This is a genomic window from Curtobacterium sp. MCLR17_059 (genome assembly GCF_003234665.1).
Classification (GTDB): Bacteria; Actinomycetota; Actinomycetes; order Actinomycetales; family Microbacteriaceae; genus Curtobacterium; species Curtobacterium flaccumfaciens.
Window position 1 is genome coordinate 205,737 of the sequence record NZ_QKSU01000006.1, and the last position, 26,265, is coordinate 232,001.

Sequence of the window (26,265 nt, forward strand, 5' to 3'; positions counted from 1 at the left end):
GCGCTCGGCGGAACACCGGTGTTCGCGTGCCGAACACCCGAACGGGCGTGTTCAGCGTGCGAACACCGGTGTCGTGCGGGACCCTGCCTACGCCTGCGCGTCGACGCCGGCGGGCGCGCTGCCGTCGTACTCGCAGATGGCGTTGACCTTCTCGGCGCTGGCACTGGAACGGTCGAACTCGTAGCCGAGCCACTCCTTCGCCAGACGGCGGGCGAGCTCGACGCCGACGACGCGCTGCCCCATGCAGAGCACCTGGGCGTCGTTCGACAGGATCGACCGTTCCACGCTGTACGAGTCGTGCGCGGTGACGGCACGGATGCCCGGCACCTTGTTGGCGCTGATCGCCACACCGAGGCCGGTGCCGCAGATCAGGATCGCCCGGTCGGCTTCGCCGTTCGCCACCAGGCGCGCGGCGTCCACGGCGACGTGCGGGTAGGCGGTGTGGCCGTCCGCGTCGACGCCGACGTCGGTGACGTCCGACACCCGGTCGTCGGCGAGCAGGTCGGCCTTGATGATCTCCTTGTAGTCGAACCCGGCGTCGTCGGACCCGATCACGAGACGGTACGTCATGCGTGTGTTCCTTCCTTGTCAGCACGGGCGGCGAGGACCTCGCCGATCCGCGTGAGGATCATCCCCATCGAGGTGGCACCCGCGTCGGGTGTCCCCAGGCTCTTCTCGGCCAGCGGCCTGGCCCGTCCGACCCTCGGCGTGAGGTCGGCGGTGGCCTCGGCCTGCTCGACCGCGACCCGCGCCGCGGTCTCCCACGCTGCCACGAGCGGTGCGCCGGTGTCGACGGCCCGGCGCAGTTCGTCCACGAACGGCAGCAGCGCGTCGAGCAGCGTCTTGTCCCCGCGGGACGCCCCGCCCAGGTGGACGATCGAGTCGGCGAAGGCCTGCGCCGCGTCGACGACGTCGGACGCCTGGTACGACTCGCGGTCGTCGCCGAGGGAGCGGCCGAACGCCTCGAGTGCGGCGCCCCACAGGACACCGGAGGTGCCGCCCGCGAACGCGGCCCACGCGTCACCGGCGCGTCCGAGGACGAAGGCGACCCCCGCCTCCGGGCCGAGCCCGTCGACCGCCTTGCGCGCCGCACCGATCCCCTTGACCATTCCGCGGCCGTGGTCGCCGTCCCCGGCGACCGCGTCGATGCGGCCGAGCGTCTCCTCGTGCTCGCGCAGGAGCGCGTCCATCGCCTCGACGGCGGCTCGCACCGTCTGCGCGGCATGCCGGGAGGCATCGGTCGCCTCCGGCACGACCGTCGCCTCGTCCTCGGCGGCGTCCACCGCGTCGGCCGGCACGAGCGCCGCGACCGGCGCCGCCACCTTGCGGTACGCGGGCGTGTAGGCGTCGGCGCGCCAGAGCCGTTCGAGTTCGTCGTCGAGCCACTGCAGCGTCAGCGAGCAGCCGCCCATGTCGAGGCTCGTGACGAGTTCGCCGACCTCGGGTTCGACGACCTGGAGCCCGGCTTCCTGCAGCAGCGGCAGCACCCGGCCCCAGAGCAGGAAGAGCTCCTCGTACTTGGTGTCACCGAGCCCGTTGAGGATCGGGGCGACCCGGGAGCCGGCGGCTGCGGGGCGGTCGGTGAGCAGCCGTTCGGCGAGCAGGGACGCCAGGTCCGTCGCCCGGAGCAGCGGGACGTCCTGGATGCCCGGCTCGCCGTGGATGCCGAGCCCCAGGCCGAGGTGGCCGTCGGGGACGGTGAACAGCGGTTCGGTCGCACCGGGCATGGTGCAGCCGGAGAACGCGACGCCGATGGTGCGGGTCGCGGCGTTCGACGCCCGGCCGATCCGTTCGACCTCGTCGAGGTCGGCTCCCTCGGCAGCGGCGGCGCCCATCGCCTTGAAGACGGAGAAGTCACCGGCGATGCCGCGGCGCTTCGTCTCGTCGTCGGCACTGGCGACGTCGTCGGTGACCACGACGATGCGGGTGTCGATGCCCTCGGCACGCAGCCGCTCGGCCGCGAGCCCGAAGTTCATGGTGTCACCGGCGTAGTTGCCGAACGACAGCACGACACCGCGGCCCTGGTCGGCGGCCTTGGCGACCGAGTAGACCTGCGCGGTCGACGGCGAGGTGAAGACGTTGCCGACGACGGCGCCGGTGGCGAAGCCCGGGCCGACGACGCCGCAGAACGCGGGGTAGTGGCCGGAGCCGCCCCCGACGACGACGGCGACCTGCGGTGCGGCCCCCTCGGTGGGCAGGGTGACGACGCCGCCGTGGACGCCGCGGACCCGGTCGGCGTAGAGCGCGAGCCAGCCGCTCAGCTGGTCTTCGGCGAACTCGTCCGGGTCGTCGTGGATCGTGGTCATGGTGCGGGTCCTCCGGGGATGGTGGTGGGTGGTGCACCGGGCGACGACGGGACGGCCGTCGTCGCCCGGAACTCAGTGTCCTCGGTCGCCCTGCGGGACCTTGAGGAAGTGGATCATCACGAAGGCGCAGGCGTACAGGCCGACGAACGTCCACGTGGCGGCCTGGCCGCCGCCGCCCAGGGCGAAGACCGCGGCGACGACGCCGGTGCCGAGGAACGCGGCACCGCCGGCGGCCGTGGTGTACATCGCCATCGCGGCGCCCTTGTGCTCGGGGGCGAGCGCCGGCATGATCGCGCCCATCGGCACGAACCCGGCGAGCAGACAGCCGAACACGCACCCGGCGACGACGGAGAGCACGTAGCCCCAGTCCGAACCGGCGGGGACGAGCTGCGGCACGTACCACCAGGCGATGAGCCCGAGGGCGGAGCCGACGATGCCGAACCACTTGACGGTGCGCTGCCAGCCGATCTTGTCGCCGACCCAGCCGAACAGGGCGTTGACCAGGATGTTCGTCGCGTAGACGCAGACGGTCATGAGCAGCCAGCGGCTCTGGCCCCAGCCGCGCTCGTTCGCGATGACCGCGGGAAGCACGACGAACATGCCGAACTCCGGCGCGGTGTTGATCAGGCGGACGAGGAAGCCCATCAGGATCTTCGGTCGCGTGACCGTCAGGCGGATGCCGCTCGTCAGCACCTGCCAGGCGCTCTCGCCGGCGGGGGCGATGCGCGTGAACCCGTTCGGCAGCCGGACGCCGAACAGCATGATGAGGAACCCGATCACGACGAGACCGATCGAGGCGACCATCGCGCCGGTCTCACCGACCGTTCCGCCGCCGAACACCGGGATGGCACCGATCGCGAACAGCGAGCCGAGGGTCGGCAGGCCACCCGTGAAGGCGACGTAGAACCAGCCGACCGCCGAGCCGTTCCGTTCGACCGGGGTGGTGATGTTCACCCAGACCAGGAACGCGAAGGCGAACAGCGGGTAGCCGAACCCGCGCAACGCGTAGGTGACGGCGGCGAACGGGACACTGCCGGCGCCGAGTGCCAGCAGGAACAGGACCTCGAACACGACCCAGACGGCGAAGCCGAGGATCATCACGCGGCGCGGGCCGACCAGGTCGGACAGAGCCCCCGAGATGTAGCTGCCGATCAGTGCGGCCAGGCTGTAGAACGTGACGATCGTCGCCACGGTGGCCTCGGGGCTGCCGAGGACCGCCACCATGTGCGGCGTGATGAAGTTCGACTCGACGCCGTTCCCGGTCATGAAGACCAGGACGGCGACGAACCCGAGGGCGAGCGGACGGGGGATGCCCATCCGGTCCAGGCGGCCCTCGGTGCGGGGCGCGGTCGTGCGGGCGCCGGTGGCGCGGGCTGTCGTCGCTGACATGCTCGTTCTCTCCCTGCTGGCGGAGTCGGTCAGGCCTGAGCGGCCTGTGCGGCCGTGGTGGGGGCGGTCAGGGACGGGATGATCGACACCTTGACGCTGGCACCGGCGGAGTCGCCGACCAGGTCGAGGGCCTCCTGGAACTGCTCGAGCGGGAACTGGTGCGTGCAGATCTCCGACATCGGCAGGGTCTCGGCCTCGAGCAGCTTGATCGCCGCCGGCCAGGTGTGCGGGCCGAGGTGGGCGCCGCGCACGTCGAGTTCCTTGTCGTCCGAGATGATCGACCAGTCCACGGACACGTCGTCCTTGAACACCGAGTACTCGACGAAGGTCCCGAGCTTGCGGAGCAGGTTCAGTCCCTGCGGCACCGCGGACGGGTGCCCGGTGGCCTCGATGTAGACGTCGGCGCCGTAGCCGTCGGTGAGCTCCTTGACCCGGGCGACCGCGTCCTCCTGGGCGATGTTGATCGTGAGGTCGGCGCCGACCTTGCGAGCCAGCTCGAGCTTCGCCTCGACCACGTCGAGCGCGATGATCCGGAGCGGGTTCTTCTGCCGCGCACCGGCGATGGCGGAGAGGCCGATCGGGCCGGCACCGGCGATCACCACGGTGTCGCCGAACTTGATGTCCCCGCGCTCGACTGCGTGGAAGGCGCAGGACAACGGCTCGGAGAACGCGGCGACCTGGCCGGGCAGCGCCTTCGACACCGGGTGGGTCAGCGCCTTCGCCGGCACGAGCACGTACTCGGCCATCGCGCCGTCGTAGCCCTTGAAGCCGAACATGTCGTGCACGTTGCACATCCAGTACGCGCCCTCGAGGCAGTAGCGGCACTCCCAGCACGGCACGATCTGCTCGCAGGCGATCCGGTCGCCCACGTCGACGCCGCGCTTGGCCAGGGCGGCGTCGTCACCGGCGACGATCGTGCCGACGAACTCGTGTCCGGGGATGCGGTCCCGCTCTGCCCAGGCCGCACGGTTCTCGTCGCCCCAGAACTTCGCGGCGCCGTGGTAGCACTTCAGGTCGCTCGCGCAGATGCCGACGGCGTCGGTGCGGAGCAGGAGTTCCCCGGGGCCGGGCGTCGGGACGGGACGCTCCTCGAGCCGGTAGTCACCGGGGCCGTGAACGACGACGGCGCGCATCGTCGTGGGGATCGTGGTGGGGGCGGTCGTGGCCGCGTTCTCGGTCGTCGTCGACATGAGCTGTTCCTCCGTTGGGTGGCTTCGGCGATGACTGTACACCTTCCAGAACGTTTGTCCAGAACACAATTTCTGGTAGGTTCGGCACCGAACGCAAGGGAGCGAACATGACGACGGACTTCGCCGCGGCCCTCCGACCGGGCCCCGACACGATCGACCTGACCAACGACTTCAGCGGCCGTACGGCGGTGGTGACCGGCGGGGCGTCGGGCATCGGCAACGCCATTGCCCGGGCCCTGGCTGCACGGGGTGCCCGTGTCGCCGTCGTCGACGTCCGTGCGGACGGCGCCACGTCGGCCGCGGCCGACCTGCCCACGTCCGCCGCGCCCGTGACGGCCGGGCCGGACGCCGCCGCCGACGGGGCGGGCACGGCCACGGGCCTCCACGCCGGGTTCGCCTGTGACGTGACCGATGCCGACTCCGTGACCCGCACCGTGGCGGACGTCGTCCGGCCCTTCGGTGGCGTCGACGTGCTGGTGAACTGCGCCGGCATCGCCGCGCTCGCCCCGGCGGAAGACCTGGCAGCCGACACCTGGGCGGCGACCATCGACGTCAACCTGACCGGCACGTTCCGTGTGGCGCAGGCCGTCGGCCGGCACATGCTCGACGCCGGGTACGGGCGGATCGTGAACATCGCGTCGCAGGCGGCCCACGTCGGCATCGACGGGCACGCCGCCTACTGCGCCTCGAAGGCCGGCGTCATCGGTCTGACGAACGTGCTCGCACTCGAGTGGGGCGGACGCGGCGTCACCGTGAACACCGTGTCGCCGACCGTCGTCCTCACCGACCTCGGCCGTGCGGCCTGGGCGAACGAGAACGGCATCCGGCACCAGGACGAGATCCCCACCGGCCGCTTCGCGACCCCCGACGAGATCGCCGCGGCCGTGCTCTTCCTGGCAGGGGAGTCGAGCGCCATGGTGAACGGTGCGGACCTCCGGGTGGACGGCGGGTTCACGATCCGCTGAGCCCTGCTCGGACTACGATCGCGGTGTCCGATCGAGTCGAAGGGTCCTGCTCCATGTCGTCCGAGAGCACCGCTGGCCCCGGCCCCGATGCGTCGCGCACCCGGTTCCCGCTGGACACCGTCTACCAGGCGGCGCGGATGTACTACCTCGAGGACGCCACCCAGGTCGAGATCGCCTCGCGCCTCGGGGTCTCGCGGCCGACCGTCTCGCGGCTCGTCGCCGAGGCCCGCAAGGCCGGACTCGTCCGCATCGAGGTCGTCGACCCGTTCCAGGACGAGACCGTGGCGCTCGCCGAACGGCTGCAGGTCGTGCTCGGGCTCCGCGCGGTGCACCTCGCCGCGGTCACCCACGCGGCCACGCTCGGCGCCGACCTCGCCGCACCGCTGGCCGCCGCGGTCGAGGGCATGGGGCTCGTCCCCGGTGACGCCGTCCTGATGTCGTCCGGCCGCACCGTGTACGACGTCGCACGGTCCGGCATGCCGACCATGCCCGGCGTGCAGCTCGTCCCGACCGTGGGCGGGCAGGCCGACCCGATGCCGTGGTTCCAGACGAACGAGATCACCCGGACGGCCGCGGAGCACTCCGGCGCGATCCCGGCGTTCCTGTTCGCCCAGGCGCTGCCGTCCCCGGCGATGCGGTCCACCCTCGACGAGGACCCGGCGTTCCAGCACGTCGTCGGGCTGTGGAGCCGGGCGAAGGGCGCGATCCTCGGCATCGGTGCACCGACCCACACGCGCGACGCCCTGGCCCGGGGCATCCCGGTCGAGGACGCGGCGTTCGACCGTGCCGCCGGCGACGTCTGCCTGAACTTCTACGCCGCGGACGGCTCGCCGATCGAGTTCCCCGGCAGTGACCGGATGGTGCGGACCTCGCGCGAGATCCTGTCGACCGTGCCGCACGCGGTCGGGGTCGCCGTGGGCAGCGCCAAGGTCACGAGCATCGTGGCCGCGGTGCGGGGTGGGCTGGTCAACGAGCTGGTGACCGACGCCGCGACGGCGCGCGCCGTGCTCGACGCACTCGCCTGAGCGCTCCGGCTCGGCGCCCGATCCTTCCCATCACGCGTGCGATGGATGGTGCTTTCGGGCATACCTGGTCGATTCTTCGTGGCAGGTACGCCCGGTTTCGGTAGGTACGCCCGGTTCCGGCAGGTACGCCCGGTTCCGGTAGGGACGCCCGGATCCGGGGGTGACCGCAGGCGGCCTGGAGGCGCGGGGCGGGGCCGCACCGCGCCTCCAGGCCGGTGGTCCCCACGTCTAGAGCGCGCGCCGCACGTCCCACAGGTGGTGCACCGGGTCGTGCGCGTAGTAGGTGGCGAGCGTCGCGACGGTGAAGGCGCTGCCGTCGGACCGGAGCCCGGTGCGCCCGAGCACCTCGTCGGGGACGGCGGCGAAGGCCCGGGCCGCGCGGTCCGCCGAATCCCGCAGTTCCCGAGCGACGACCGCGGGGTCCTGCTCGCCGTAACGGTCCTCGACGGCGGTGGCGTCCTGGTCCCAGTTCGGGAACGTCGGGGCGTCCTCGGTGAGCATCAGCTCGAGGCGCTCCGCCATCTTCCGGTGCACGTCCCGCACGTGGGCGCCGTACTCGAGCGGGGACCACGTGTGGTCGTCCGGGCGGTTGCGCACGTCGTCGCGCCCGAGGACATCGGGCCACCCGGCGGTGTTCTCGTCGATGATGCCCGGCACGTCGCGGACGGTCACCGCGCTGCCGTCGTAGCCGCACTCGGGACACGCGGACTCGATGACCCACGTCCAGTTCTTCGTCTCGGGTTCGATCGCCATGGGCCGATGTTACGGCCTCGTTACTCAGCTTCCGGGTTCGCCGGACTGGTGCGGATCGGCGGCGACCCCCGTTCGGGTGACACGCCGTTCCCTGAGAATCACCGGCCAATGACATTTCGGTTGCTCGGTAACGTCGCTCGCTGTTCTGGGCCGGTTCCCGACGGCCCACCGATCTTCTCGAGGAGCAAGGCATGGGTTCCGACCCCAGCAGTACCAACACCCGACCACACCGACGGCTGCGCGAGAGCGACGTCACCGTGGTCGACAAGAGCATGATGCGACGAGCCGTCAGCGGCATGGTCGTCGGCAACACCATGGAGTGGTACGACGTCGGTGTGTACGGCTACCTGGCCGTGACGATGGGGAAGGTCTTCCTGCCGACGGCCGAACCCTCGGTGCAGATCCTGTTCAGCCTCGGGGTGTTCGCGGCGACCTACATCGCACGGCCCCTGGGCGGCATCGTGTTCGGACGCCTCGGTGACAAGATCGGCCGGCAGAAGGTGCTCGCGACGACGCTGATCATGATGGCGGCGTCGACGTTCCTGATCGGGGCGCTCCCCGCGTACGCGACGATCGGCGTGTTCGGCCCGATCCTGCTCGTCGTGCTGAAGCTCGCGCAGGGCTTCTCGACCGGTGGTGAGTACGCCGGGGCGACGACCTTCGTCACCGAGTACGCCCCGGACCGCCGTCGCGGCTTCTTCGCGAGCATCCTGGACTTCGGCAGCTACCTGGGCTTCGCGCTCGGTGCCACGGTGGTGTCGGTGCTGCAGCTCACCCTCGGCGAAGAAGCGATGACCGCCTACGGCTGGCGGTTCCCGTTCCTCGCCGCCGGTGTGATCGGCGTCGTGGCCATCTACTTCCGGCTGCGCATCGAGGAGTCGCCGGTGTTCCAGGCGACCCAGGCCGCGCAGGAGGCCGCGACCGAGTCCCGTGCGTCCTTCGACGGTGAGCGTCCGGCCAACGTCGTCGCGATGGTCCGTCAGCACTGGCGTCCGATCGTCATCGCGATCATGCTCGTCGCCGCGTCGAACACCGTGGGCTACGCCCTGACCTCGTACATGCCGACGTACCTGACCGACTCGCTCGGGTACTCCGCCATCGACGGCACGCTGCTGACGATCCCGGTGCTCCTGCTGCTCGCGGTGATGCTCCCGCTGACCGGCAAGCTCTCCGACCGCCTCGGCCGCCGCGTCGTGATGTGGATCGGTGCCGCCACCACGGTCGTGCTCGTCGTGCCGGCCTTCATGCTGATCGGGCACGGGGCGCAGTGGTCGACGCTCGCCGGCCTCGGGCTGCTCGCGCTCATGACCGCGCTGTGGGTGTCGAACCAGGCTGCGTCGCTGCCGGCGCTGTTCCCGACCTCGACGCGGTACGGCGGCATGGGGTTCGCCTACAACATCGCGATCGCGGTGTTCGGCGGGACCACGCCCCTGATCGTGCAGGCGCTGCTCACCGCGACGGGTGACGAGCTCGCGCCGGCGTACTTCCTGATGGCGATGAGCGTCGTCGGAGCGATCGGTGTCTTCTGCATGAAGGAGTCCTCGCAGCGCCCGCTGCCCGGGTCGATGCCGGCCGTGGAGACCGAGGACGAGGCGAAGGAGCTCGTGCTCACGCAGGACACGAACCCGCACCTGGACCTCGGTGACCTGCCGTTCGCGGCGCAGGACGCGGCGGCTGCTGCTGCGCGGGAGGCTGCTGCGCGGGAGGCGTCGCCGGTGCGGTGACGCTGCGGTTCTCGACGTGACCACGGACGGGAGGCGCGGTGCGGGTCCGACCCGCACCGCACCGCGCCTCCCGTCCGTGCGTGCGCACACTGCGACGATCGACGCGCGTTCTGTCGCAACATGCGCACGGAGCGGATGTGTGCGCATGAGGCGACGATGCACGCGTCGATCGACTCGTGCTCTGTCGCAAGACGAGTGCGCAGCCGCCCGCGCACGCGCCCCACGTCACTCGTGCCGGTGCTCCGACGCCGGGTCCACCGCGGGCCACACCGGGAACGGGTCCGGCCAGCCGCGCCACACGTCCGGCCCGGCGAGCAGCTCCGACGGCGTGAGCAGCGCGCCGTCGAGCGCCCGCTCGATCGCCCGGACGTCGAGCTGCTCGCCGACGAACCACAGTGCCTGCCCGATCGGAGCGTCGGCGTCCCACGACGGGTTCGCGGTGGGGTCGAGCGCGAGCATCGACCCGAAGCTCGACCACGAGCCGACGTGGTCCGGCCGGGAGGCCAGGCGGAAGAACCCCCGCGACCGCAGCACGCGGCCGTTCACCCCGGCGGACAGGTCGTCGGCGATGACGGAAGACAGTCGTCCGGGGTGGAACGGCAGCGGCTCCCGGTAGCGCATCGAGACCAGGGCATCGCGGGCTTCGCGCCCGGTGTCCGCACCGCTCGACAGTGCCCGCATCCAGCCGGCACCGGTGGCGAGCACCCGCGCTGCTCCACCGTTCGAGGCCGGCAGGTCGGCGGCGCTCCGGATCGCGGGCAGGGCGACGATCACGGCCTGGGGTGCCATCCGGTGCAGCAGCGAGACGAGCGCTCGTCGCCGACGCCCGGACAGCGGTTCGATGCGGTCGAGGGCGATCACCGTCGCGTACTCGACGAGTGCGGCCATCCGGTCCGCGGCCACGAAGGCGTCGTCGACGTCCGACCACAGCAGGTGCGCGACGTCGTCGGCCCGCAGCACCCCGACGACGTGCCGCAGCACCCGGTCGTCGCCGGTCTCGGACCGTGCCGCGTTGGCGAGCAGCATGCCGACCGCTCGGGCATCGGCTCCCGGGTGCAGGGTGACGACGAGCCCGTGGCCCGCGTCGGGTCCGCAGACCCGGTCGAGCTGGTCGGCCCGGTCGGCCACGGCGCGGGCAGTGGCGAAGGCACTCCCGGCGACGTGCATCCGGTGTCCGTCCGAGATCCGGGCGGCGACGCGGTCGGCGTCGACCTGGTGCAGGGCGGTGACGAGGGTGATGGCAGCAGCACGCATGTCCGCTACTGTAACTGAAAACCGTTATCAACAAGGAGGCTCGTCGTGAAGGTCCGCAACTCCCTCAAGGCCCTGAAGAAGATCCCCGGCTCGCAGGTGGTCCGACGCCGGGGTCGCGTCTACGTCATCAACAAGAAGAACCCCCGCTGGAACACCCGGCAGGGCTGACGTCAGCGGCGGTCCGTAGGGTGGCGGCATGCGACTGCTGCTCATCCGCCACGGCCAGACCCCCGCGAACGTGCACGGCATCCTCGATGCCGTGGTGCCCGGACCGGGGCTGACCGAGCTCGGGCAGCAGCAGGCCGACGCCCTGCCCGCAGCACTCGCTGACCGGGGGATCGAGCGACTGTTCGTGTCGTCGATGGTCCGCACGCAGATCACCGCGGCGCCCCTGGCGACCTCGCTCGGCCTCGAGCCCGTGGTACTGCCGGGCCTGCGCGAGATCGAGGCGGGCGACACCCAAGGCAAGAGCGACAAGGTGTCCGTGCAGACCTACATCTCCACCGTGCACGGCTGGTCCGGCGGCGACCGGACGACCCGGATGCCCGGTGCCGAAAGCGGCACCGAGTTCTTCGAGCGCTACGACGACGCCGTCCGGCAGATCGAGGCCACCGGGGTCGCGGTCGCCGCTGCCGTCAGTCACGGTGCCGCGATCCGCACGTGGGCGAGCGCAGCTGCGCAGAACACCCCGGACCACTTCGGCACGAAGCGTCACCTGGAGAACACCGGCATCGTCGAGCTCGAGGGCTCGTTCGCCGACGGCTGGCGCCTGGTCGACTGGGAAGGCGAGCCGGTCGGCGGCGACCAGCTCATCGACCGCACGGCGCGCGACCCCACCGGTGAGCGTTTCTGACGCGACCAGCGGTCGTCGACGCGACCAACGGCTCGCGAACGCGACCACGAACGGACGGGAGGCCCGGTACCAGCTGGTACCGGGCCTCCCGTCTGCGGTCGGTCGCGTCGACTACGCGAGCTGCGACGCCGACGCGGACGTCAGCGGCACGATCACGCCGTGCGACTCACGCAGCACGTCGAGCGTGCGCTGGACCTCGTCCGCGCGCTCCTCGGTCGTCCAGCCGAGCGCACCGGCGAGCACGTCGGCCAGCTCGTCGAGCAGGTCGATCGTGACCCCGCCGACGAACGCCAGGTTCGTGCGGCGCAGGACGACGTCGACCAGGTGGACGGCCTGCTCGTGGCGGGCGAAGTACGCGACCTCGGCGCGGGTGAGCGACGGGTCGGACTCGAGCGGCTCGACCGGGCCGTCGGTCAGGACGTCCACGACCTCGGCGGCACGGGTGCCGTAGCGCTCGAGCAGCCCCTCGACCAGGGACTCGTCCAGGCCGTCGCGGTGCGACTTGATCCACAGGGCGCGCTGGGCGTCCGTGGTCGGGAACTCCTTGCCACCGCCGATCGGCATGCCCGTGGTGTCGACCTTGCGGCTCATGCCGAGCTTGGTCGTCGCCTCGGTGGACAGGTGTGCAGCGAGGGCACGGAAGGTCGTCCACTTGCCACCGACGAGCGACAGCACGGTCGACTTCGGCAGCCCGGCGATCTGGGTGTCCACGATCCGGTAGTCACGGGACACGAAGCCGGGGGCGGTGTCCTCGTGGCGGGGGAGCGGACGGATACCGGAGTAGCTGTAGACGATGTGGTCGCGGGTGACGTCGATCTGCGGGAACACGTGCTTGACGAGCCCGAAGAAGTAGTCGATCTCCTCGTCGGTCGTCGTGACCGGCTTCGAGGGGTCGGCGTCGATGTCGGTCGTGCCGATGAGCACCCGGCCCTTGAGCGGATAGATGAGGACGATGCGGCCGTCGTCGTTCTCGAAGAACAGCTCGCGGCCCTTGGTGGCCTCGAGCAGCTCGTCGTTGTGGACGACGATGTGCGAGCCCTTCGTGCCGCCCATGAACTTCGTCTCGCCGCCGAACGCCTCGTTCGTCAGGTCGGTCCAGGGGCCGGAGGCGTTGATCACGACGTCGGCCGTGAAGACGAACTCGTCGCCGGTCTCGCGGTCGCGCAGCAGGACGCCGCCGTCGCGGGTGCCGGCTGCCTCGACGTAGTTGACGGCGCGTGCCTTGTCGGCTCCGGCGGCCAGGCCGTCCTTCAGGACGTCGAGGGCCAGGCGCTCGGGCTCGTGCACGCTCGCGTCGTAGTAGGTACCCGTGTACTTCAGGTCCTTGTTGAGGGCGGGCATGTCCTCGAGCGCGGCCTTCTTGGTGCGGAAGACGTGCTTCGGGACGGAGCCGCCGTCACGCGAGAAGGAGTCGTAGATCGTCATGCCGATCTTGATGAGCATCGCGCCGCGCTCCTTGGTGGAGCGCTGCTTGTGCGTCAGCATGCGCAGCGGGGCGTTCATGATGCCGGAGAACGTCGAGAAGATCGGCATGGTCGTCTGCAGCGGCTTGACGTAGTGCGGGGCGATGCGGATCAGGCCGTTGCGCTCCTGCACGCTCTCGCGCACCAGGCGGAACTCGCCGTTCTCCAGGTAGCGGATACCGCCGTGGATCATGTGGCTCGAGGCCGCGGAGGCACCGGAGGCGTAGTCGCCACGCTCGACCAGGGCGACGTCGACGCCCTGGAGCGCCAGGTCGCGGAACGTCGCGATGCCGTTGATGCCGCCGCCGACGACGAGGACCTGCGCGTTCGGGCGCTCGGTGAGGGCGGTCACCGTGTTCCGGGGCTGTGTCTTCTTCGACATGGTTCGTCGCTTCCTTCGTCTGTTCGTGGGGTCAGGATCGATCGTGCGCTCGTTCGACAGGGCGGGCAACTTGCGTGCACGAACGTGCAGCACACGTGTCGTCCCGGCCCGACACGGCGGTCAGGAGGCGCGGCAGGGGTTGCAGAGGCCCTGCACGTCCGTGCATGGTTGCGTTCGACAGATCGGAGCACCATGAGCGATGCGGCTCAGCCCATGCGCACGCAGCAGGCGCTGCGCGCCGCCCACCTGTACTACCTGCAGGACCTGACGATGGACGCGATCGCCGACGAACTCGGCACCTCGCGCTCGTCGGTGTCGCGGCTGCTCAAGTACGCCAGGGACACCGGGCTCGTCGACATCCAGATCCGGTCGCCCCTGGACCAGGCCGCTGCGCTGAGCCGGAGCATCCGCTCCCGCTTCGGGGTGCACGCGCACGTCGTCCCGGTGCCGGACCACACGAGCGACGTCGACCGGCTCGAGCGGGTCGCGCTGTCCGCCGCCCGGATCCTGACGCAGTACGTCGAGTCGAACATGGTCATCGGGATCTCGTGGGGCTCGACCGTGAGTGCGGTCAGCCGCTACCTGGTGCCGAAGACCACCCACGGCTCGACGATCGTGCAGATCAACGGCGCCGCGAACACCCGCACCACCGGCATCGTCTACGCGTCCGAGATCCTGCGCCGGTTCGGCGAGGCCTACGGCGCGTTCGTCCAGCAGTTCCCGGTGCCGGCGTTCTTCGACGACCCCGCGACGAAGGAGGCCCTGTTCCGGGAGCGATCGATCCGCCGCGTGCTCGACCTGCACGAGCGGATGGACCTCGTCGTGTTCGGTGTCGGTGCCCCGCAGGCCCCGGTGCCCTCGCACGTGTACTCCGGCGGGTACCTCGACCCCGAGGACCGCGACGAGCTCACGCAGGCGGGGGTCGTCGGGGACGTCTCGACGGTGTTCTACCGGGCCGACGGCTCGTGGAAGGACATCGGGGTGAACGCCCGGGCCGGCGCTCCGGACCTCGACACGATCAAGCGCGCGCCGCGGCGGGTCTGCGTCGTCGCCGGGCGGTCGAAGGCGGCGTCGCTGCGGGGCGCGCTGGCCGCCGGGCTCATCACGGACCTGATCCTGGACGAGAGCGTGGGGCAGGCGATCCTGCAGCCCTGAGTCAGGACCTGACGCAGTTTGTCGGTGGTCCGTCGTAGGTTCTCGACCATGGTGCTTTCTCTCGAACAGCCCGGTCAGCGGTACTTCCGGCGGATGGTCGGCAGCGACGTCGACCAGGCGCTCGCGTTCTTCACGGGCGACTACGACTTCCGTGCACCACTGGTCCGTCGCACCCACGAGAACGCCCACTGGGACTTCGCCGGCGTCGGTGACGAGCGGATGTCCCTGCGCTCGTCACGGTTCATGGTCGACCTGCGGAGCGAGAGCCAGGTCGACGACGAGTTCCTGGTCGCCTGGATGCGGAGCGGCTCGAGCCGGATCACCACGGGTGGCGAGACGTACGAGCTCGAGGCCGGGGTGCCCGTCGTGCTGCCCTTCGCCGAGCCGTACGCGCTGCACCACCGCGACATCGCCCTGAACCTGGTGCACCTGGACCGCGACTTCGTCCGTGCCGTGGCCGGTGACGACGACTTCGCCTTCGAGCCGATGCGCCGTCCGACGGCCGACGGCATCGCGCTGTGGCGGTCGGTGGTGCGGAAGTACTCGGCCACGTGGCTCGACGTCGACCGGTCGATGAGTCCGATGGTGCAGCACGACATCGCCGAGGCCTTCGCGACCGCGGCGATCCGGGCGTTCCCGCAGCGCAACAAGTGGCGTGCGACGGTGTCCGGCAGCGGCCCGGAGCACGACCGCCTGCGCCGGGCGCTCGAGTTCGTGCACGAGCACGCGCGCGAAGCGATCGGTACCCCGGACATCGCCGCGGCGGCGGGGCTCAGCCCGCGCGGGCTGCAGCAGTCCCTCCGTCGGCACCTCGACCAGACTCCGGGGGAACTCCTGCGCGGCGTGCGACTCGACGGTGCCCGGACCGACCTGGTCGGCAGTGGCCTGGACGAGACGACGGTGGCCGAGATCGCGCGGACGTGGGGCTTCGGGCACCTCGGGCGCTTCTCGGCGACCTACCGCAGCCGTTTCGGGGAGCTGCCGAGCGAGTCGCTGCGCGGGCACTGACCGACTGCTGCTGCGGACCGCTCCGCCGAATCTGATGACACGGATCGCGCTGCGGCTGTCCGGATGTTCGGCTGAGCGCTGCTGTGGGCGAATCCGGTGCTCAATGGACGGGACGAACGCACCGCCCACGAAGGAGTCAGCATGCGCATCGGCGTCCCCAGCGAGATCAAGAACAACGAGTACCGCGTCGCGGCCACGCCCGCCGGTGTCGCCGAGCTCGGGTCGCACGGCCACCAGGTGTTGGTGCAGGCCGGGGCCGGGTCCGGTTCGGCCTTCACCGACGACGAGTACCGCACCGCCGGCGCCACGATCGTCGACACCGCGGCCGAGGTGTGGGAGCACGCCGAGCTGATCCTCAAGGTGAAGGAGCCGGTCGCGTCGGAGTACCCGATGATCCGGCCGGGCCAGGTGCTCTTCACCTACCTGCACCTCGCCGCCGACCGACCGCTGACCGACGCGCTCATCGACTCGGGTGCGACGGCGATCGCCTACGAGACCGTGCAGCTGCCGGACCGCTCGCTGCCCCTGCTGTCGCCGATGTCCGAGGTCGCCGGGCGACTCTCCGCCCAGGTCGGCGCGTTCCACCTGATGCGCACCAACGGTGGGCGCGGGCTGCTGCTCGGCGGGGTCCCCGGCACGCCGAAGGGCCGCGTGGTCGTCATCGGCGGCGGCGTCGCGGGGGAGCACGCCGCGACGATGGCGCTCGGCATGGGCGCCGACGTCACGGTGTTCGACATCAGCCTGCCGCGGCTCCGGGCCCTGGACGCCCGGTTCGACGGCCGCGTCACGACCCTGCGCTCGTCGGCGCACGCCATCGCCGAGGCCCTGCGCGACGCCGACCTGGTGATCGGCTCCGTGCTCATCCCCGGGGCGTCCGCGCCGAAGCTCGTCACCGACGCGATGGTCGCCGACATGCGGCCGGGCTCGGTGCTGGTCGACATCGCGATCGACCAGGGCGGCTGCTTCGAGGGCTCCCACCCGACCACCCACGACGACCCCACGTTCGCCGTGCACGACACCGTGTACTACTGCGTGGCGAACATGCCCGGGGCCGTCCCGCGCACGAGCACGATCTCGCTGACGAACGCCACGCTGCCGTACGCCGTCGCGATCGCCGACCGTGGCTGGGAGGCCGCGCTCGAGGCCGACCCCGCACTCGCCGCCGGCCTGAACGTGCACGACGGCCGGGTCACGAACGCCGCGGTCGCCGCCGCCCACGGCCTGGTGACGTCCGTGCGCTGAGGCCGGGGGCGTCGGGCTGTCCGGCCGCCCACTTCGCGAAAGCGACAGTTCCCCGCCGAACATCGGCGGGGAACTGTCGCTTTCGCGGCCCGGACGGGTGCGAGGCCGCGGGAGCTGTCGCTTTCGCGGGCCTGACGCGCAGGTAGCCGCGCGTCAGGCCGCCACCGGGGCCGCCGCCCGACCGGCACGGCGTCCGACCCAGCCGGCGCGGGCACGCACCACCACGGTCACGACGACCACGGCCGCCGCAGCCACCACGGCCGCGACCGCCGTCGGCACCGAGACGAGCGGCCCCTCGAACCGGGCCACGGCGACCCACGCCAGACCCCACGCGACCGAGGCCATGGGCGCCAGGCGTCCCCGGCCCCACAGCGCGATGAGGACCCCGACGAGCCCGGCCACCGCGGCGACGACCACGCCCCACGGGTCCTGCCCGAGTCCGAAGCCCCGGAAGCCCGCCGCTGTCAGCACCGCAGCGGTGTTCGCGGCCGTCGCGACGCAGACCCACCCGAGGTACAGCCCGAACGTGCCGTCGGTGAGGATCGCCTCGACGACGCCGCGGGACGGGGTCCGGCGCAGGATCGTGAACGTCCAGATCAGCACGACGAGCAGGGCGACGATGATCGGCTCGCTCGCCCACAGGAACCCGAACTGCACCGACAGGATCCACGCGGCGTTGAGCAGCAGGGAGAGCACCGCCGGCACCACCAGCCGCTCGTGCCGCTCGTCGTTCGCGGTGCGGAAGAGCTGCAGGACCGCGTAGCCGATGAGACCGGCGTAGACGACACTCCAGATCGAGAAGGCCGGGCCGTCCGGGGCGATCGTGGTCGAGGACGCCGACAGGGCGCCACCGGCGGCGTCCTGGATGGGCGTGCCACCGGCAGCGCCCGACCCCACGTACGCGCCGATGACGGCGACGACCGCGCTCACGGCCACCGCGATGCGCTTCCAGATCCTCTTCATGACAGTCCCTTTCGTCAGCATGCTGATGACCTGCACCGTAGGCGGCCGGTGGCGGCGGTCGTGCAGCGCACGTTCAGGCAGGACGCGGGGCGTGTGGCGGGGCCGCCACGGGCCTCCAGGCCGGAGACCGGCCACCCTGCGTACGGTGGGCGCGTGAGCGTCGAACTGAACACCGTCTACATCGACCGGATCGCACCGATCGCGAGTCCGTCCCTCGACGACACCTTCCGGATGCTCGACGAGCAGGGCGCCAGCGCGTGCATCGTCCTGCACCAGCCCGACGCCGAGGAACTCGGCGACGTCGCGGTCGCCCTCGGCCTGCACGAACTCGCCGTCGAGGACTCCGCCGAGGGGCACCAGCGACCGAAGCTCGAGCGCTACGGCTCGACGCTGTTCGTGGTGCTCAAGCCGGCGCTGTACAACGACCAGCAGGAAGAGGTGGCGTTCGGCGAGGTGCACGCCTTCGTCGGTGAGACCTTCTTCCTCGCTGTCGTGAAGGCCGATCCCCGCGGCAAGCAGACCGTTCCCAAGGCGCTGCAGCGGTTGAGCGGCAAGCCGGGGCTGGTGACCGTCGGCCCGCAGGCGCAGCTCTGGGCGCTCATGGACTCCATCGTCGACGGCTACGTGCCGGTGATCGACGGACTCGAGGAGGACATCAACCAGATCGAGGACCAGCTGTTCTCGGGTGAGGCCGGGGTGTCCCGGCGCGTGTACGAGCTGTTCGGCGAGGTCGTCGACTTCCAGCGTGCCGCGCGTCCACTCGTCTACATGATCGAGAACCTGCACCGCGGCGCGGAGAAGTACCACCTGCCGATCGAGATGCAGCGGCGGTTCCGCGACGTCCTCGACCACGCGATCCGGGTGGTGGAGCGCCTCGACACGTTCCGGCAGCTGCTGCAGAACGCCCTGACCGTCGATTCGACCCTGGCGGCGCAGAAGCAGAACGACGACACGAAGAAGATCTCCGGCTGGGCGGCGATCCTGTTCGCACCGACCCTCATCGCCGCGATCTACGGGATGAACTTCACGCACATGCCCGAACTCGGTTGGACGTGGGGGTACCCGCTGTCGATCGTCGCGATGGTCCTGTTCGCCGCGATCCTGTACGTGGTGTTCAAGGTCAAGCGCTGGTTCTGAGCCGCAACCGGAGCCGCGCCACAGCCTGGGCTGCGGCGCAACCGGAGCCGCGCCGCAGCAGGATTTGCAGCGGACGGCTCCGGACCGGAAAGCTCTGACGTGCAACGACGCCGACTGGAGCCCGCATGCCGCACGAACTCGTCCACCTGACCGCCGGTGGCGTCTCGCTCGTCCTGGACTGCCGCGACGACGCGCTCCCCGCCGTCGTGCACTGGGGAGCGGCACTCGGACCGCTCCACACCGACGCGCTGACTGCCCTCGCCGACGCCGACGTCACCCCGGTGTCCCCGAACGAGATGGACGACCCGGTCCGCCTGTCGGTGCTGCCCGAGCCACACCGGGGCTGGAGCGGTCGTCCAGGGCTCGCCGGGCACCGTGACGGCGCCGACTGGTCGCCGGCGTTCACCGTGACGTCGCTCGCGGTCACCGACTCCGCGGTCACCGCCGACGCCGAGGACACCACCGCCGGGCTCACCGTCCGGGTCACCATCGAGATGCTCGGCTCCGGGCTCGTGCGGGCCCGCGCGGGCGTGACGAACACCGCCGACGGCGCCTACACCGTCGACGACCTGACGCTCGCGATGCCGATCCCGTCGGGAGCGCGCGAGGTCCTGGACTTCGCCGGCCGCTGGGGCAAGGAGCGGACCCCGCAGCGCCGCGAACTCGTCGTGGGGACCCACCAGCGCGAGGGACGGAAGGGGCGTACCGGCACCGACGCCGCGACCGTGCTGACGGTGGGGGAGCCGGGCTTCGGCTTCGCACACGGCCGGGTCTGGGGCGTCCACACCGCCTGGAGCGGCAACCACCGGCACCACGCCGAACGGCTCGCCACCGGCCGCCAGGTCATCGGCGGCGGCGAACTCCTGCTGCCCGGCGAGGTCCGGCTCGACACCGGTGGCACGTACGAGGGGCCGTGGGTGTACTTCGCCCACGGGGACGGCCTCGACGACCAGGCCCGACGGTTCCACCGCTGGCTCCGCAGCCGCCCGCAGCACCCGACGACGCCCCGCCCGATGACGATCAACGTGTGGGAGGCCGTGTACTTCGACCACGACCTGGCCCGCCTCGTCGACCTCGCCGAGCGTGCTGCGGCCCTCGGCGTCGAACGCTACGTGCTCGACGACGGCTGGTTCCGTGGCCGCCGCGACGACCACGCCGGCCTCGGTGACTGGTACGTCGACGAGGACGTCTGGCCAGACGGTCTCGGACCGCTGGTCGACCGCGTCCGTGCGCTCGGCATGGAGTTCGGCCTGTGGTTCGAACCCGAGATGGTGAACGAGGACAGCGACCTCGCCCGTGCCCACCCGGAGTGGATACTGCAGGCCGACGGTCGGCTGCCCGCGCGTTCCCGCGACCAGCAGGTGCTGAACCTGGCGATCCCCGAGGCCTTCGACCACGTGCTCGAACGGATGACGGCGATCATCGGCGAGTACGCGGTCGACGCCGTGAAGTGGGACCACAACCGCGACCTCGTCGAGGCGGGGTTCCCGGGCGGCGGCGCGGCGGTCCACGAGCAGACCCTCGCCGCGTACCGGTTGATGGCGACGCTCGGCGAGCGGTTCCCGTCCCTGGAGATCGAGTCGTGCTCGTCGGGTGGCGGTCGGGTCGACCTCGGCGTCATCGAGCACACCGCGCGGGTGTGGGTGTCGGACGACATCGACCCGCTGGAGCGCCAGCAGATGCACCGGTGGACGCAGCAGCTCCTGCCGCCGGAGCTGCTCGGGTCGCACATCGCGAGCGGCCGGAACCACACGACCGGTCGCGTCCACGACCTCGCCTTCCGTGCCGGCACCGCCCTGGTCGGCCACCTCGGCATCGAGTGGGACCTGGCCGGCGCGACCGCCGACGAGTCCGCTGCACTGACCGAGTGGATCGCGCTGTACCGCGAGCTCCGCCCGCTCCTGCACGGCGGTGACCTGGTGCGCTCGGACGAGGTCGACGACGCACGGCTCGTGTACGGCACGGTCGCGCCGGACCGGCAACGTGCCGTCTTCTTCCTCGCCAGCATCGGCCGCTCCGAGGTCTCCGCCACCGGCCGGGTCACCTTCCGCGACCTCGACCCCGACACGTCGTACCGCGTCGACCCGGTGGTCATCGGCGACGGCCACGACCTGGTGCGACCGGACTGGTGGTCCGGCCCGCGGGTGTTCAGCGGCCGGGTGCTCGGCACCGTCGGCCTGCAGCCGCCGCTCATGCCGGCCGACTGCGTGGTGCCGTTCCGGGTGACGGCCGTCTGACGGCGGGTGGTCGGGGCTCCCGGCCTGGAGGCCCGTCCCGCGTCCGGCGGGCCCGTTGCGGTCCGTCATCGGGTGCGTCCAGCCCGTTAGGCTTCCGGTCATGCCGCACTCCGGACACGCGACCCCGGTCTGGGCCCTCAAGCTCGCCGTCGTCACCGCCCTGGTGGGCGTCTCCGGCGGCATCGCCGGCATCGCGGTCTGGCTCGCGCTCCAGCTCATCCAGTTCGTCGCCTTCGGGTACGGGTTCGGCGGGCACCTCGAGGCCGCCGACGCATCGTCGGGTCTGAACCGGTTCCTCGCGCTCACGGCGGCCGGGGTCCTGACCGGGTTCGCCTGGTGGGCGCTCCGTCGGTGGGGGCGCTCGATCGTCTCGGTCACCGCGGCCGTCGACGGCAAGCGGATGCCGGCCCTGGCGACGCTCGCGAACGCCGGCATCCAGATCCTGGCCGTGGGGCTCGGCGCGTCCATCGGCAAAGAGGTGGCGCCGCGTGAGGTCGGGGCCTGGCTCGCCCAGCTCGTCACCCGTCGTGCGGGACTGACCGCGCGCGAGACGAAGATCCTCGTCGCCTGCGGTGCTGCGGCCGGCCTCGCCGCCGTGTACGACGTACCCCTCGGTGGTGCGCTGTTCGCGGTCGAGGTCCTGCTCGGGGAGATCAGCTTCGCGACCGCCCTGCCCGCCTTCGCCACGAGTGCGGTCGCCGCCATCACCGCCCGGCTCGTGATCCCGGACGAGGTGCTGTACCACGTGCCCGCGATGCACCTGTCGCCGTCGCTGCTCGTCTGGGCGATCGTCGTCGGGCCCGTGCTGGGGCTCGCCGGGGTCGGGTTCGTCAAGCTGACCAACCGGCTGCAGGGCATCGCGCCGAAGGGCTGGCACCTGCTCGTCGTGCTGCCGGTGGTCTTCGCGATGGTGGGGCTCATCGCGATCCCGTTCCCGGAGATCCTCGGCAACGGGCGGGCGCTCGGCCTCGTCGCGATGAACACCACGCTCGACGACGCCTCGTTCGCCGGCCTCTCACCGATCGTCCTGCTGCTGTTGCTCGGTGTCCTGCGGACCGTGACCACCTCGGCGACCATCGGAGCGGGTGCGGTCGGTGGCACGCTGACCCCCTCGATCGCGATCGGTTCCGCGATCGGCGGTGGGCTGGGCGGTGCGTGGCTGCTGCTGTGGCCGGCCGACGGCCCGAGCCTGGCGGCCTTCGCCTTCGTCGGTGCGGCGGCCTTCCTCGCCACCACCATGCGGGCGCCGTTCACCGCCCTGGTGCTCGTCGTCGAGTTCACCCAGCAGGGCACCGACATCCTCGTGCCCTCGTTGCTCGCGGTGTCCGGCGCGGTCGCCGTCGGGTACGTGCTCGCGCGCCGTCGCAGCGCCCAGATGGTGTGAAGACCCCGAGCGTTCCGGTACGGACGGCGGCCCCGGGGCCTACTGTCGGCGCCAGGACGGAGCGACGGGCTCCGCACCGAGACGAGGAGCAGCCGATGGCGGGGTTCGACGACATCACGAAGAAGGCCCAGGAGTTCCTGAAGGACGGCAAGGTCCAGGACGCCCTGCAGAGCGAGAAGGCCGAGGGCGTCAGCGACAAGGTGCTCGGCGGTGTGGCCGACGCGGTCAAGAAGGCCACGGGCGGCAAGTACGACGACAAGATCGACGGTGCCCGCGACGCTGCGGACAAGAAGATCGGCAACGAGTAGCGGACGACGTGCAACGGCCCGGGACCCGGCGTGGTCCTGGGCCGTCGCCGTGCCGACTGGACGCGGTCGGGAACAATGGACACCATGGACGGGTTGCTCCGGACAGCAGCACCAGGAGGACGAGACGTGACAGTCGTGGCGCCGAACCAGCCGCTCACCGAGACCGAGGTCGAGGCGATCAAGCGGGACTTCCCGATCCTCGCGCAGGACGTGAACGGGCAGCCGTTGGCGTACCTGGACTCCGGGGCGACGGCTGAACGCCCGCGCCAGGTCCTCGACGCCGAGCGCCGGTTCCTCGAACACGACAACGCCGCCGTCCACCGCGGGGCCCACACGCTCGCGGCGCTCAGCACCGACGCCTACGAGGACGCCCGCGCCACCGTCGCCGGCTTCATCGGTGCCGCCGCCCCGACCGAGGTCGTCTGGACCGCGAACGCCACCGACGCCCTCAACCTCGTCGCCTACGGCATGGCCAACGCCAGCCGTGGCCGCGGCGGTGCCGACGCGGAGCGCTTCCGCCTGGGCACCGGTGACGAGATCCTCGTCACCGAGGCCGAACACCACGCCAACCTCGTCCCGTGGCAGGAGCTCGCCGCGCTGACCGGTGCCACCCTGCGCTGGATCCCGGTCGCCGACGACGGCACCTGGACCGCCGACGACGCCGCGGCCCTGATCACGGACCGCACGAAGGTCGTCGCGTTCTCGCACGTCTCGAACGTCACCGGGATGATCGCCCCCGTCGAGCAGGTCGTCGGCCTCGCCCACGCCCGCGGCGCCCTCGTGGTGCTCGACGCCTGCCAGTCCGCACCGCACCGTCCCCTCGACGTGCAGCAGCTCGGGGTCGACTTCGCCGCGTTCTCCGGGCACAAGATGCTCGGCCCGAACGGCATCGGCGTGCTCTGGGGCCGTGCCGAGCTGCTCGACGCCCTGCCGCCGTTCCGCACCGGCGGCTCGATGATCACCACCGTGACGATGGAGGGCTCCGAGTTCATGCCGGCGCCCGAGCGGTTCGAGGCCGGCACGCAGCCCGTGTCCCAGGCGGTCGCCCTCGCCGAGGCCGTCCGCTACCTGCAGGGCATCGGCATGGAACGCGTCCGCGCCCACGAGGAGCACCTCGCCCGCCGGATGCTCGACGGCCTCGCCGCCGTACCCGGCATCCGCCTGGTCGGTCCGCCCGCCGGTGTCCCGCGCTCCGGCCTGGTGTCCTTCGACGTCGACGGCGTGCACGCCCACGACGTCTCGCAGTACCTCGACGCGCAGGGCATCGCCGTGCGCTCCGGCCACCACTGCGCGCAGCCGCTGCACCGCCGCCTCGGTCTGGTCGCCACCAGCCGCGCGAGCACCTACGTCTACACGACCGAGCACGACGTCGACCGGTTCCTCGCAGCCGTCGCCGAGATCCGCGACTACTTCGGAGCGACCGCGTGAACGCCCTCGACAGCCTGTACCAGCAGGTCATCCTCGACCACGCGAAGGCGCGTCACGGCGACGGTGCGATGCCCGACGCGGATGCCTCGCACTTCGAGCGGAACCCCACGTGCGGCGACGAGATCACGGTCAGCCTGCGGCTCGAACCCGGCACCGACCGGATCGCCGGGCTCGCCTGGCAGGGCGACGGCTGCTCGATCTCGATGGCCTCGGCATCGGTCCTCACCGACATGGCCGTCGGCCGCACCGTGCCCGAGTTCCTCGCACTGACCGAGGAGTTCCGCACCATGATGCGCTCGCGCGGTGTCGGTGAGCCCGACGAGGACGTCCTCGAGGACCTCGTCGCCTTCCACGGCGTCTCGAAGTTCGTCATGCGCGTCAAGTGCGGCATGCTCGCCTGGGTCGCGGCGGAAGCCGCCGCGCGCGAGGCGACCGCGGCCCGCTGAGCCGGCTGCGGCTCGCGATCGCGACCACCGACCGACCGGGAGGCCCGTTGCGGGCCCGCCCCGCGCCTCCCGTCCGCAGCTGGTCGCCGACCAGGCCCCGGAAGGCTTGAACGGTATGCCTGTTCAAGGGGCGCGATGATCATCGAGACGGAGCGACCCGGCGCAGGCCGGGCCGACGCGATCGTGCGGGCCTACCTGACGGAGGTCGCGTCGCGGTGGTACGGGCGGGCGGCGACGCCGGCCGAGGTCGACCGGGCGCTCGACGAGGAGCCGTACGACGACCTGCAGGGGGACTCCGGGGTGTTCGTCGTCGCGAGTGACGGGGAAGCCGCTGTCGCCTGCGCCGGCGTGCGCTTCGTCGGTGTCGTCGGCGAGCTGACGAAGGTGTTCACGCTGCCGGAGCACCGCGGCCGAGGCGTCGGTTCGGCGCTCCTGCGCCACGTCGAGGACGTCTGCAGGGGACGCGGGATCACGTCGCTGCGGCTGGACACCCGTGCTGAGCTCGCCGAGGCCTGTGCGCTCTACGAACGGCTCGGCTTCGTCCGGGTGGCGCCGTTCAACGACGATCCGTACTCGGACCGCTGGTACGCGAAGTCGCTCAGGGGAGCGTGACGACGAGCTTCCGGGCTGAGACACCGGCGCGGAGTTCGGCGAGGGCGTCCGGGATCGCGGCGAGTCCCGATCCGACGACGGATGCGGTCGGCGTCGCTCGGTACCGACCGGTGCGGAGCGCCTCGGGCAGGAAGTCGCGGTAGATCCCGGGGCCGACCTCGGACTCCGTCGGGCGGCCGCCCCAGATCGCGGTGACGTGGACCCCGTGTCGGCGCTCGAGCCGCGCCCGGATCGTCGTCACCGGTGTCGGGTACGCGGATGCGAGCCGACCGGAGCCGGTGGCTGCCCGGACGATCGGGAGCGTGCGGGTCAGCGAGCCCTGGCCGAAGGCGAGGGTGCCGGCGAGCTCCCGGTCGGCGAGTGCCTCGAGGATGCGGCGTTCGGCACCGCCGTCGCGGTAGTCGAACACGGCCTCGGCCCCGAGGTCCTGCACGAACCCGTGGTTCTTCGGCGATGCGGTGCCGATCACGGCGTAGCCGGCGGCCCGGGCGAGCTGGACGGCGTTGGCGCCGACGCTCGTGGACGCGCCCCACACCAGGACGACCCCGGGGCGCTCGGACGTGTCGGCCGTCGGGAGCGACAGCGCGAGCTGATCCGGCTCGAAGAGACCGGCCGCGGCGGTCGAGACGGCGAGTGGCAGGACCGCTGCCTGCTCGGCGGGCAGGGCATCCGGAACCGGGGTCGTCACACGGTCGAGCAGCAGGACCAGGTGCTGGAAGGCCCCTTCGGCAGCACTGTTCCGGTGCTGTTCCTGCCCCGCGGCGTGCCCGACGACCCGGTCGCCCACGCGGAAGCGCTCGACGTCCGGGCCGATCGCGACGACCGTGCCGGCGACGTCCGACCCGAGGACCGCGGGGAACCGCAGCTTCGGGAACACCAGGTGCCGGAAGAGCCCGCCGACGGCGTCGACCGGGTTGACGGCGACCGCCTCGGCGCGGACGACGAGTTCGCCGGGGCCGGGCTGGGGGACCGGTGCGGGCCCGACGGTGAACCGCCCGGTCGACGTGGTCCAGAGTGCTGCGTTGCCCGATGGCGACATGG

24 protein-coding genes are annotated in these 26,265 nt (G+C 71.6%); 15 read left to right on the forward strand and 9 right to left on the reverse strand.

Annotated features, from left to right (window positions below; all coding sequences use genetic code 11):
• Nucleotides 1-87: 87 nt before the first annotated feature.
• From DEJ12_RS10585 to DEJ12_RS10600, 4 genes are all read right to left on the reverse strand, one after another.
• A complete protein-coding gene (locus tag DEJ12_RS10585) occupies nucleotides 88-570 on the reverse strand; it encodes a ribose-5-phosphate isomerase (protein ID WP_111029970.1) in 483 nt (160 codons plus the stop codon).
• Nucleotides 567-2,306: a dihydroxyacetone kinase family protein gene (locus DEJ12_RS10590; protein WP_111029971.1), complete on the reverse strand. Its 1,740-nt coding sequence runs from the start codon at nucleotides 2,304-2,306 to the stop codon at nucleotides 567-569. Before DEJ12_RS10590 ends, DEJ12_RS10585 begins: the two co-directional genes overlap by 4 nt.
• A 72-nt stretch (nucleotides 2,307-2,378) precedes the next feature.
• The gene (locus DEJ12_RS10595; protein ID WP_209082617.1) at nucleotides 2,379-3,695 is read right to left on the reverse strand and encodes an MFS transporter; all 1,317 of its coding nucleotides are present in this window, start codon (nucleotides 3,693-3,695) and stop codon (nucleotides 2,379-2,381) included.
• Nucleotides 3,696-3,724: 29 nt separating this feature from the next.
• Entirely contained in the window at nucleotides 3,725-4,885 is a 1,161-nt protein-coding gene (locus DEJ12_RS10600; protein ID WP_111029972.1) for a zinc-binding dehydrogenase, read from the reverse strand.
• A 107-nt stretch (nucleotides 4,886-4,992) separates the two neighbouring features.
• Here DEJ12_RS10600 and DEJ12_RS10605 point away from each other — a divergent pair, with 107 nt between their 5' ends.
• Together DEJ12_RS10605 and DEJ12_RS10610 are read left to right on the forward strand one after the other, a co-directional pair.
• The gene (locus DEJ12_RS10605; protein WP_111029973.1) at nucleotides 4,993-5,850 is read left to right on the forward strand and encodes a GolD/DthD family dehydrogenase; all 858 of its coding nucleotides are present in this window, start codon (nucleotides 4,993-4,995) and stop codon (nucleotides 5,848-5,850) included.
• 53 nt (nucleotides 5,851-5,903) lie between these two features.
• Nucleotides 5,904-6,875, forward strand: a complete 972-nt coding sequence (locus tag DEJ12_RS10610) for a sugar-binding transcriptional regulator (RefSeq protein WP_027466226.1) — start codon at nucleotides 5,904-5,906, stop codon at nucleotides 6,873-6,875.
• Nucleotides 6,876-7,103: 228 nt separating this feature from the next.
• On the opposite strand, the gene DEJ12_RS10615 is transcribed toward DEJ12_RS10610, so the two are convergent.
• Nucleotides 7,104-7,628, reverse strand: coding sequence for a DinB family protein (locus DEJ12_RS10615; protein WP_111029974.1), 525 nt, complete (start codon nucleotides 7,626-7,628; stop codon nucleotides 7,104-7,106).
• Nucleotides 7,629-7,819: 191 nt separating this feature from the next.
• Between DEJ12_RS10615 and DEJ12_RS10620 the strand changes: the two genes are divergently transcribed.
• A complete protein-coding gene (locus DEJ12_RS10620; RefSeq protein ID WP_111029975.1) occupies nucleotides 7,820-9,352 on the forward strand; it encodes an MFS transporter in 1,533 nt (510 codons plus the stop codon).
• A 225-nt stretch (nucleotides 9,353-9,577) separates the two neighbouring features.
• On the opposite strand, the gene DEJ12_RS10625 is transcribed toward DEJ12_RS10620, so the two are convergent.
• A complete protein-coding gene (locus DEJ12_RS10625; protein ID WP_071405048.1) occupies nucleotides 9,578-10,606 on the reverse strand; it encodes a GTP-binding protein in 1,029 nt (342 codons plus the stop codon).
• Nucleotides 10,607-10,651: 45 nt separating this feature from the next.
• On the opposite strand from DEJ12_RS10625, the gene ykgO reads away from it, so the two are divergent.
• Complete coding sequence (gene ykgO, locus DEJ12_RS10630; protein WP_017888460.1) at nucleotides 10,652-10,774, forward strand: type B 50S ribosomal protein L36; 123 nt, start codon at nucleotides 10,652-10,654, stop codon at nucleotides 10,772-10,774.
• Nucleotides 10,775-10,802: 28 nt separating this feature from the next.
• A complete protein-coding gene (locus DEJ12_RS10635) occupies nucleotides 10,803-11,459 on the forward strand; it encodes a histidine phosphatase family protein (RefSeq protein ID WP_111029976.1) in 657 nt (218 codons plus the stop codon).
• Between the two features lie 111 nt (nucleotides 11,460-11,570).
• On the opposite strand, the gene DEJ12_RS10640 is transcribed toward DEJ12_RS10635, so the two are convergent.
• Nucleotides 11,571-13,304, reverse strand: coding sequence for a glycerol-3-phosphate dehydrogenase/oxidase (locus tag DEJ12_RS10640; protein ID WP_042538186.1), 1,734 nt, complete (start codon nucleotides 13,302-13,304; stop codon nucleotides 11,571-11,573).
• A 192-nt stretch (nucleotides 13,305-13,496) separates the two neighbouring features.
• Here DEJ12_RS10640 and DEJ12_RS10645 point away from each other — a divergent pair, with 192 nt between their 5' ends.
• From DEJ12_RS10645 to ald, 3 genes are all read left to right on the forward strand, one after another.
• Nucleotides 13,497-14,459, forward strand: coding sequence for a sugar-binding transcriptional regulator (locus DEJ12_RS10645; protein WP_027466231.1), 963 nt, complete (start codon nucleotides 13,497-13,499; stop codon nucleotides 14,457-14,459).
• Nucleotides 14,460-14,507: 48 nt separating this feature from the next.
• Nucleotides 14,508-15,467, forward strand: coding sequence for an AraC family transcriptional regulator (locus tag DEJ12_RS10650; protein ID WP_111029977.1), 960 nt, complete (start codon nucleotides 14,508-14,510; stop codon nucleotides 15,465-15,467).
• A gap of 141 nt (nucleotides 15,468-15,608) precedes the next feature.
• Nucleotides 15,609-16,709 carry an alanine dehydrogenase gene (ald, locus tag DEJ12_RS10655; protein ID WP_111029978.1) on the forward strand — a complete coding sequence of 367 codons (1,101 nt, stop codon included), beginning with the start codon at nucleotides 15,609-15,611 and terminating at the stop codon, nucleotides 16,707-16,709.
• A 153-nt stretch (nucleotides 16,710-16,862) separates the two neighbouring features.
• Here ald and DEJ12_RS10660 read toward each other — a convergent pair whose 3' ends face one another.
• Nucleotides 16,863-17,672: a tryptophan-rich sensory protein gene (locus tag DEJ12_RS10660; protein ID WP_111029979.1), complete on the reverse strand. Its 810-nt coding sequence runs from the start codon at nucleotides 17,670-17,672 to the stop codon at nucleotides 16,863-16,865.
• Between the two features lie 153 nt (nucleotides 17,673-17,825).
• Here DEJ12_RS10660 and DEJ12_RS10665 point away from each other — a divergent pair, with 153 nt between their 5' ends.
• The 7 genes from DEJ12_RS10665 to DEJ12_RS10695 all read left to right on the forward strand — a co-directional run bounded on the left by DEJ12_RS10665 (nucleotide 17,826) and on the right by DEJ12_RS10695 (nucleotide 25,224).
• Nucleotides 17,826-18,809 carry a magnesium and cobalt transport protein CorA gene (locus DEJ12_RS10665; RefSeq protein ID WP_111029980.1) on the forward strand — a complete coding sequence of 328 codons (984 nt, stop codon included), beginning with the start codon at nucleotides 17,826-17,828 and terminating at the stop codon, nucleotides 18,807-18,809.
• A 125-nt stretch (nucleotides 18,810-18,934) separates the two neighbouring features.
• Entirely contained in the window at nucleotides 18,935-21,046 is a 2,112-nt protein-coding gene (locus DEJ12_RS10670; protein ID WP_111029981.1) for an alpha-galactosidase, read from the forward strand.
• 100 nt (nucleotides 21,047-21,146) lie between these two features.
• Entirely contained in the window at nucleotides 21,147-22,430 is a 1,284-nt protein-coding gene (locus DEJ12_RS10675; protein WP_071405054.1) for a chloride channel protein, read from the forward strand.
• Nucleotides 22,431-22,525: 95 nt separating this feature from the next.
• On the forward strand, nucleotides 22,526-22,738 hold the full coding sequence (locus DEJ12_RS10680; protein ID WP_071247674.1) for an Rv0909 family putative TA system antitoxin: 213 nt from the start codon (nucleotides 22,526-22,528) through the stop codon (nucleotides 22,736-22,738).
• Between the two features lie 135 nt (nucleotides 22,739-22,873).
• The gene (locus tag DEJ12_RS10685; RefSeq protein ID WP_111029982.1) at nucleotides 22,874-24,166 is read left to right on the forward strand and encodes an aminotransferase class V-fold PLP-dependent enzyme; all 1,293 of its coding nucleotides are present in this window, start codon (nucleotides 22,874-22,876) and stop codon (nucleotides 24,164-24,166) included.
• Nucleotides 24,163-24,612 carry a Fe-S cluster assembly sulfur transfer protein SufU gene (sufU, locus tag DEJ12_RS10690; RefSeq protein WP_111022150.1) on the forward strand — a complete coding sequence of 150 codons (450 nt, stop codon included), beginning with the start codon at nucleotides 24,163-24,165 and terminating at the stop codon, nucleotides 24,610-24,612. Before DEJ12_RS10685 ends, sufU begins: the two co-directional genes overlap by 4 nt.
• Nucleotides 24,613-24,747: 135 nt before the next feature.
• Nucleotides 24,748-25,224, forward strand: a complete 477-nt coding sequence (locus DEJ12_RS10695; RefSeq protein WP_111029983.1) for a GNAT family N-acetyltransferase — start codon at nucleotides 24,748-24,750, stop codon at nucleotides 25,222-25,224.
• Here DEJ12_RS10695 and DEJ12_RS10700 read toward each other — a convergent pair.
• Nucleotides 25,211-26,263: a zinc-binding alcohol dehydrogenase family protein gene (locus tag DEJ12_RS10700; protein ID WP_111029984.1), complete on the reverse strand. Its 1,053-nt coding sequence runs from the start codon at nucleotides 26,261-26,263 to the stop codon at nucleotides 25,211-25,213. The genes DEJ12_RS10695 and DEJ12_RS10700 overlap by 14 nt on opposite strands.
• Between the last annotated feature and the right edge of the window lie 2 nt (nucleotides 26,264-26,265).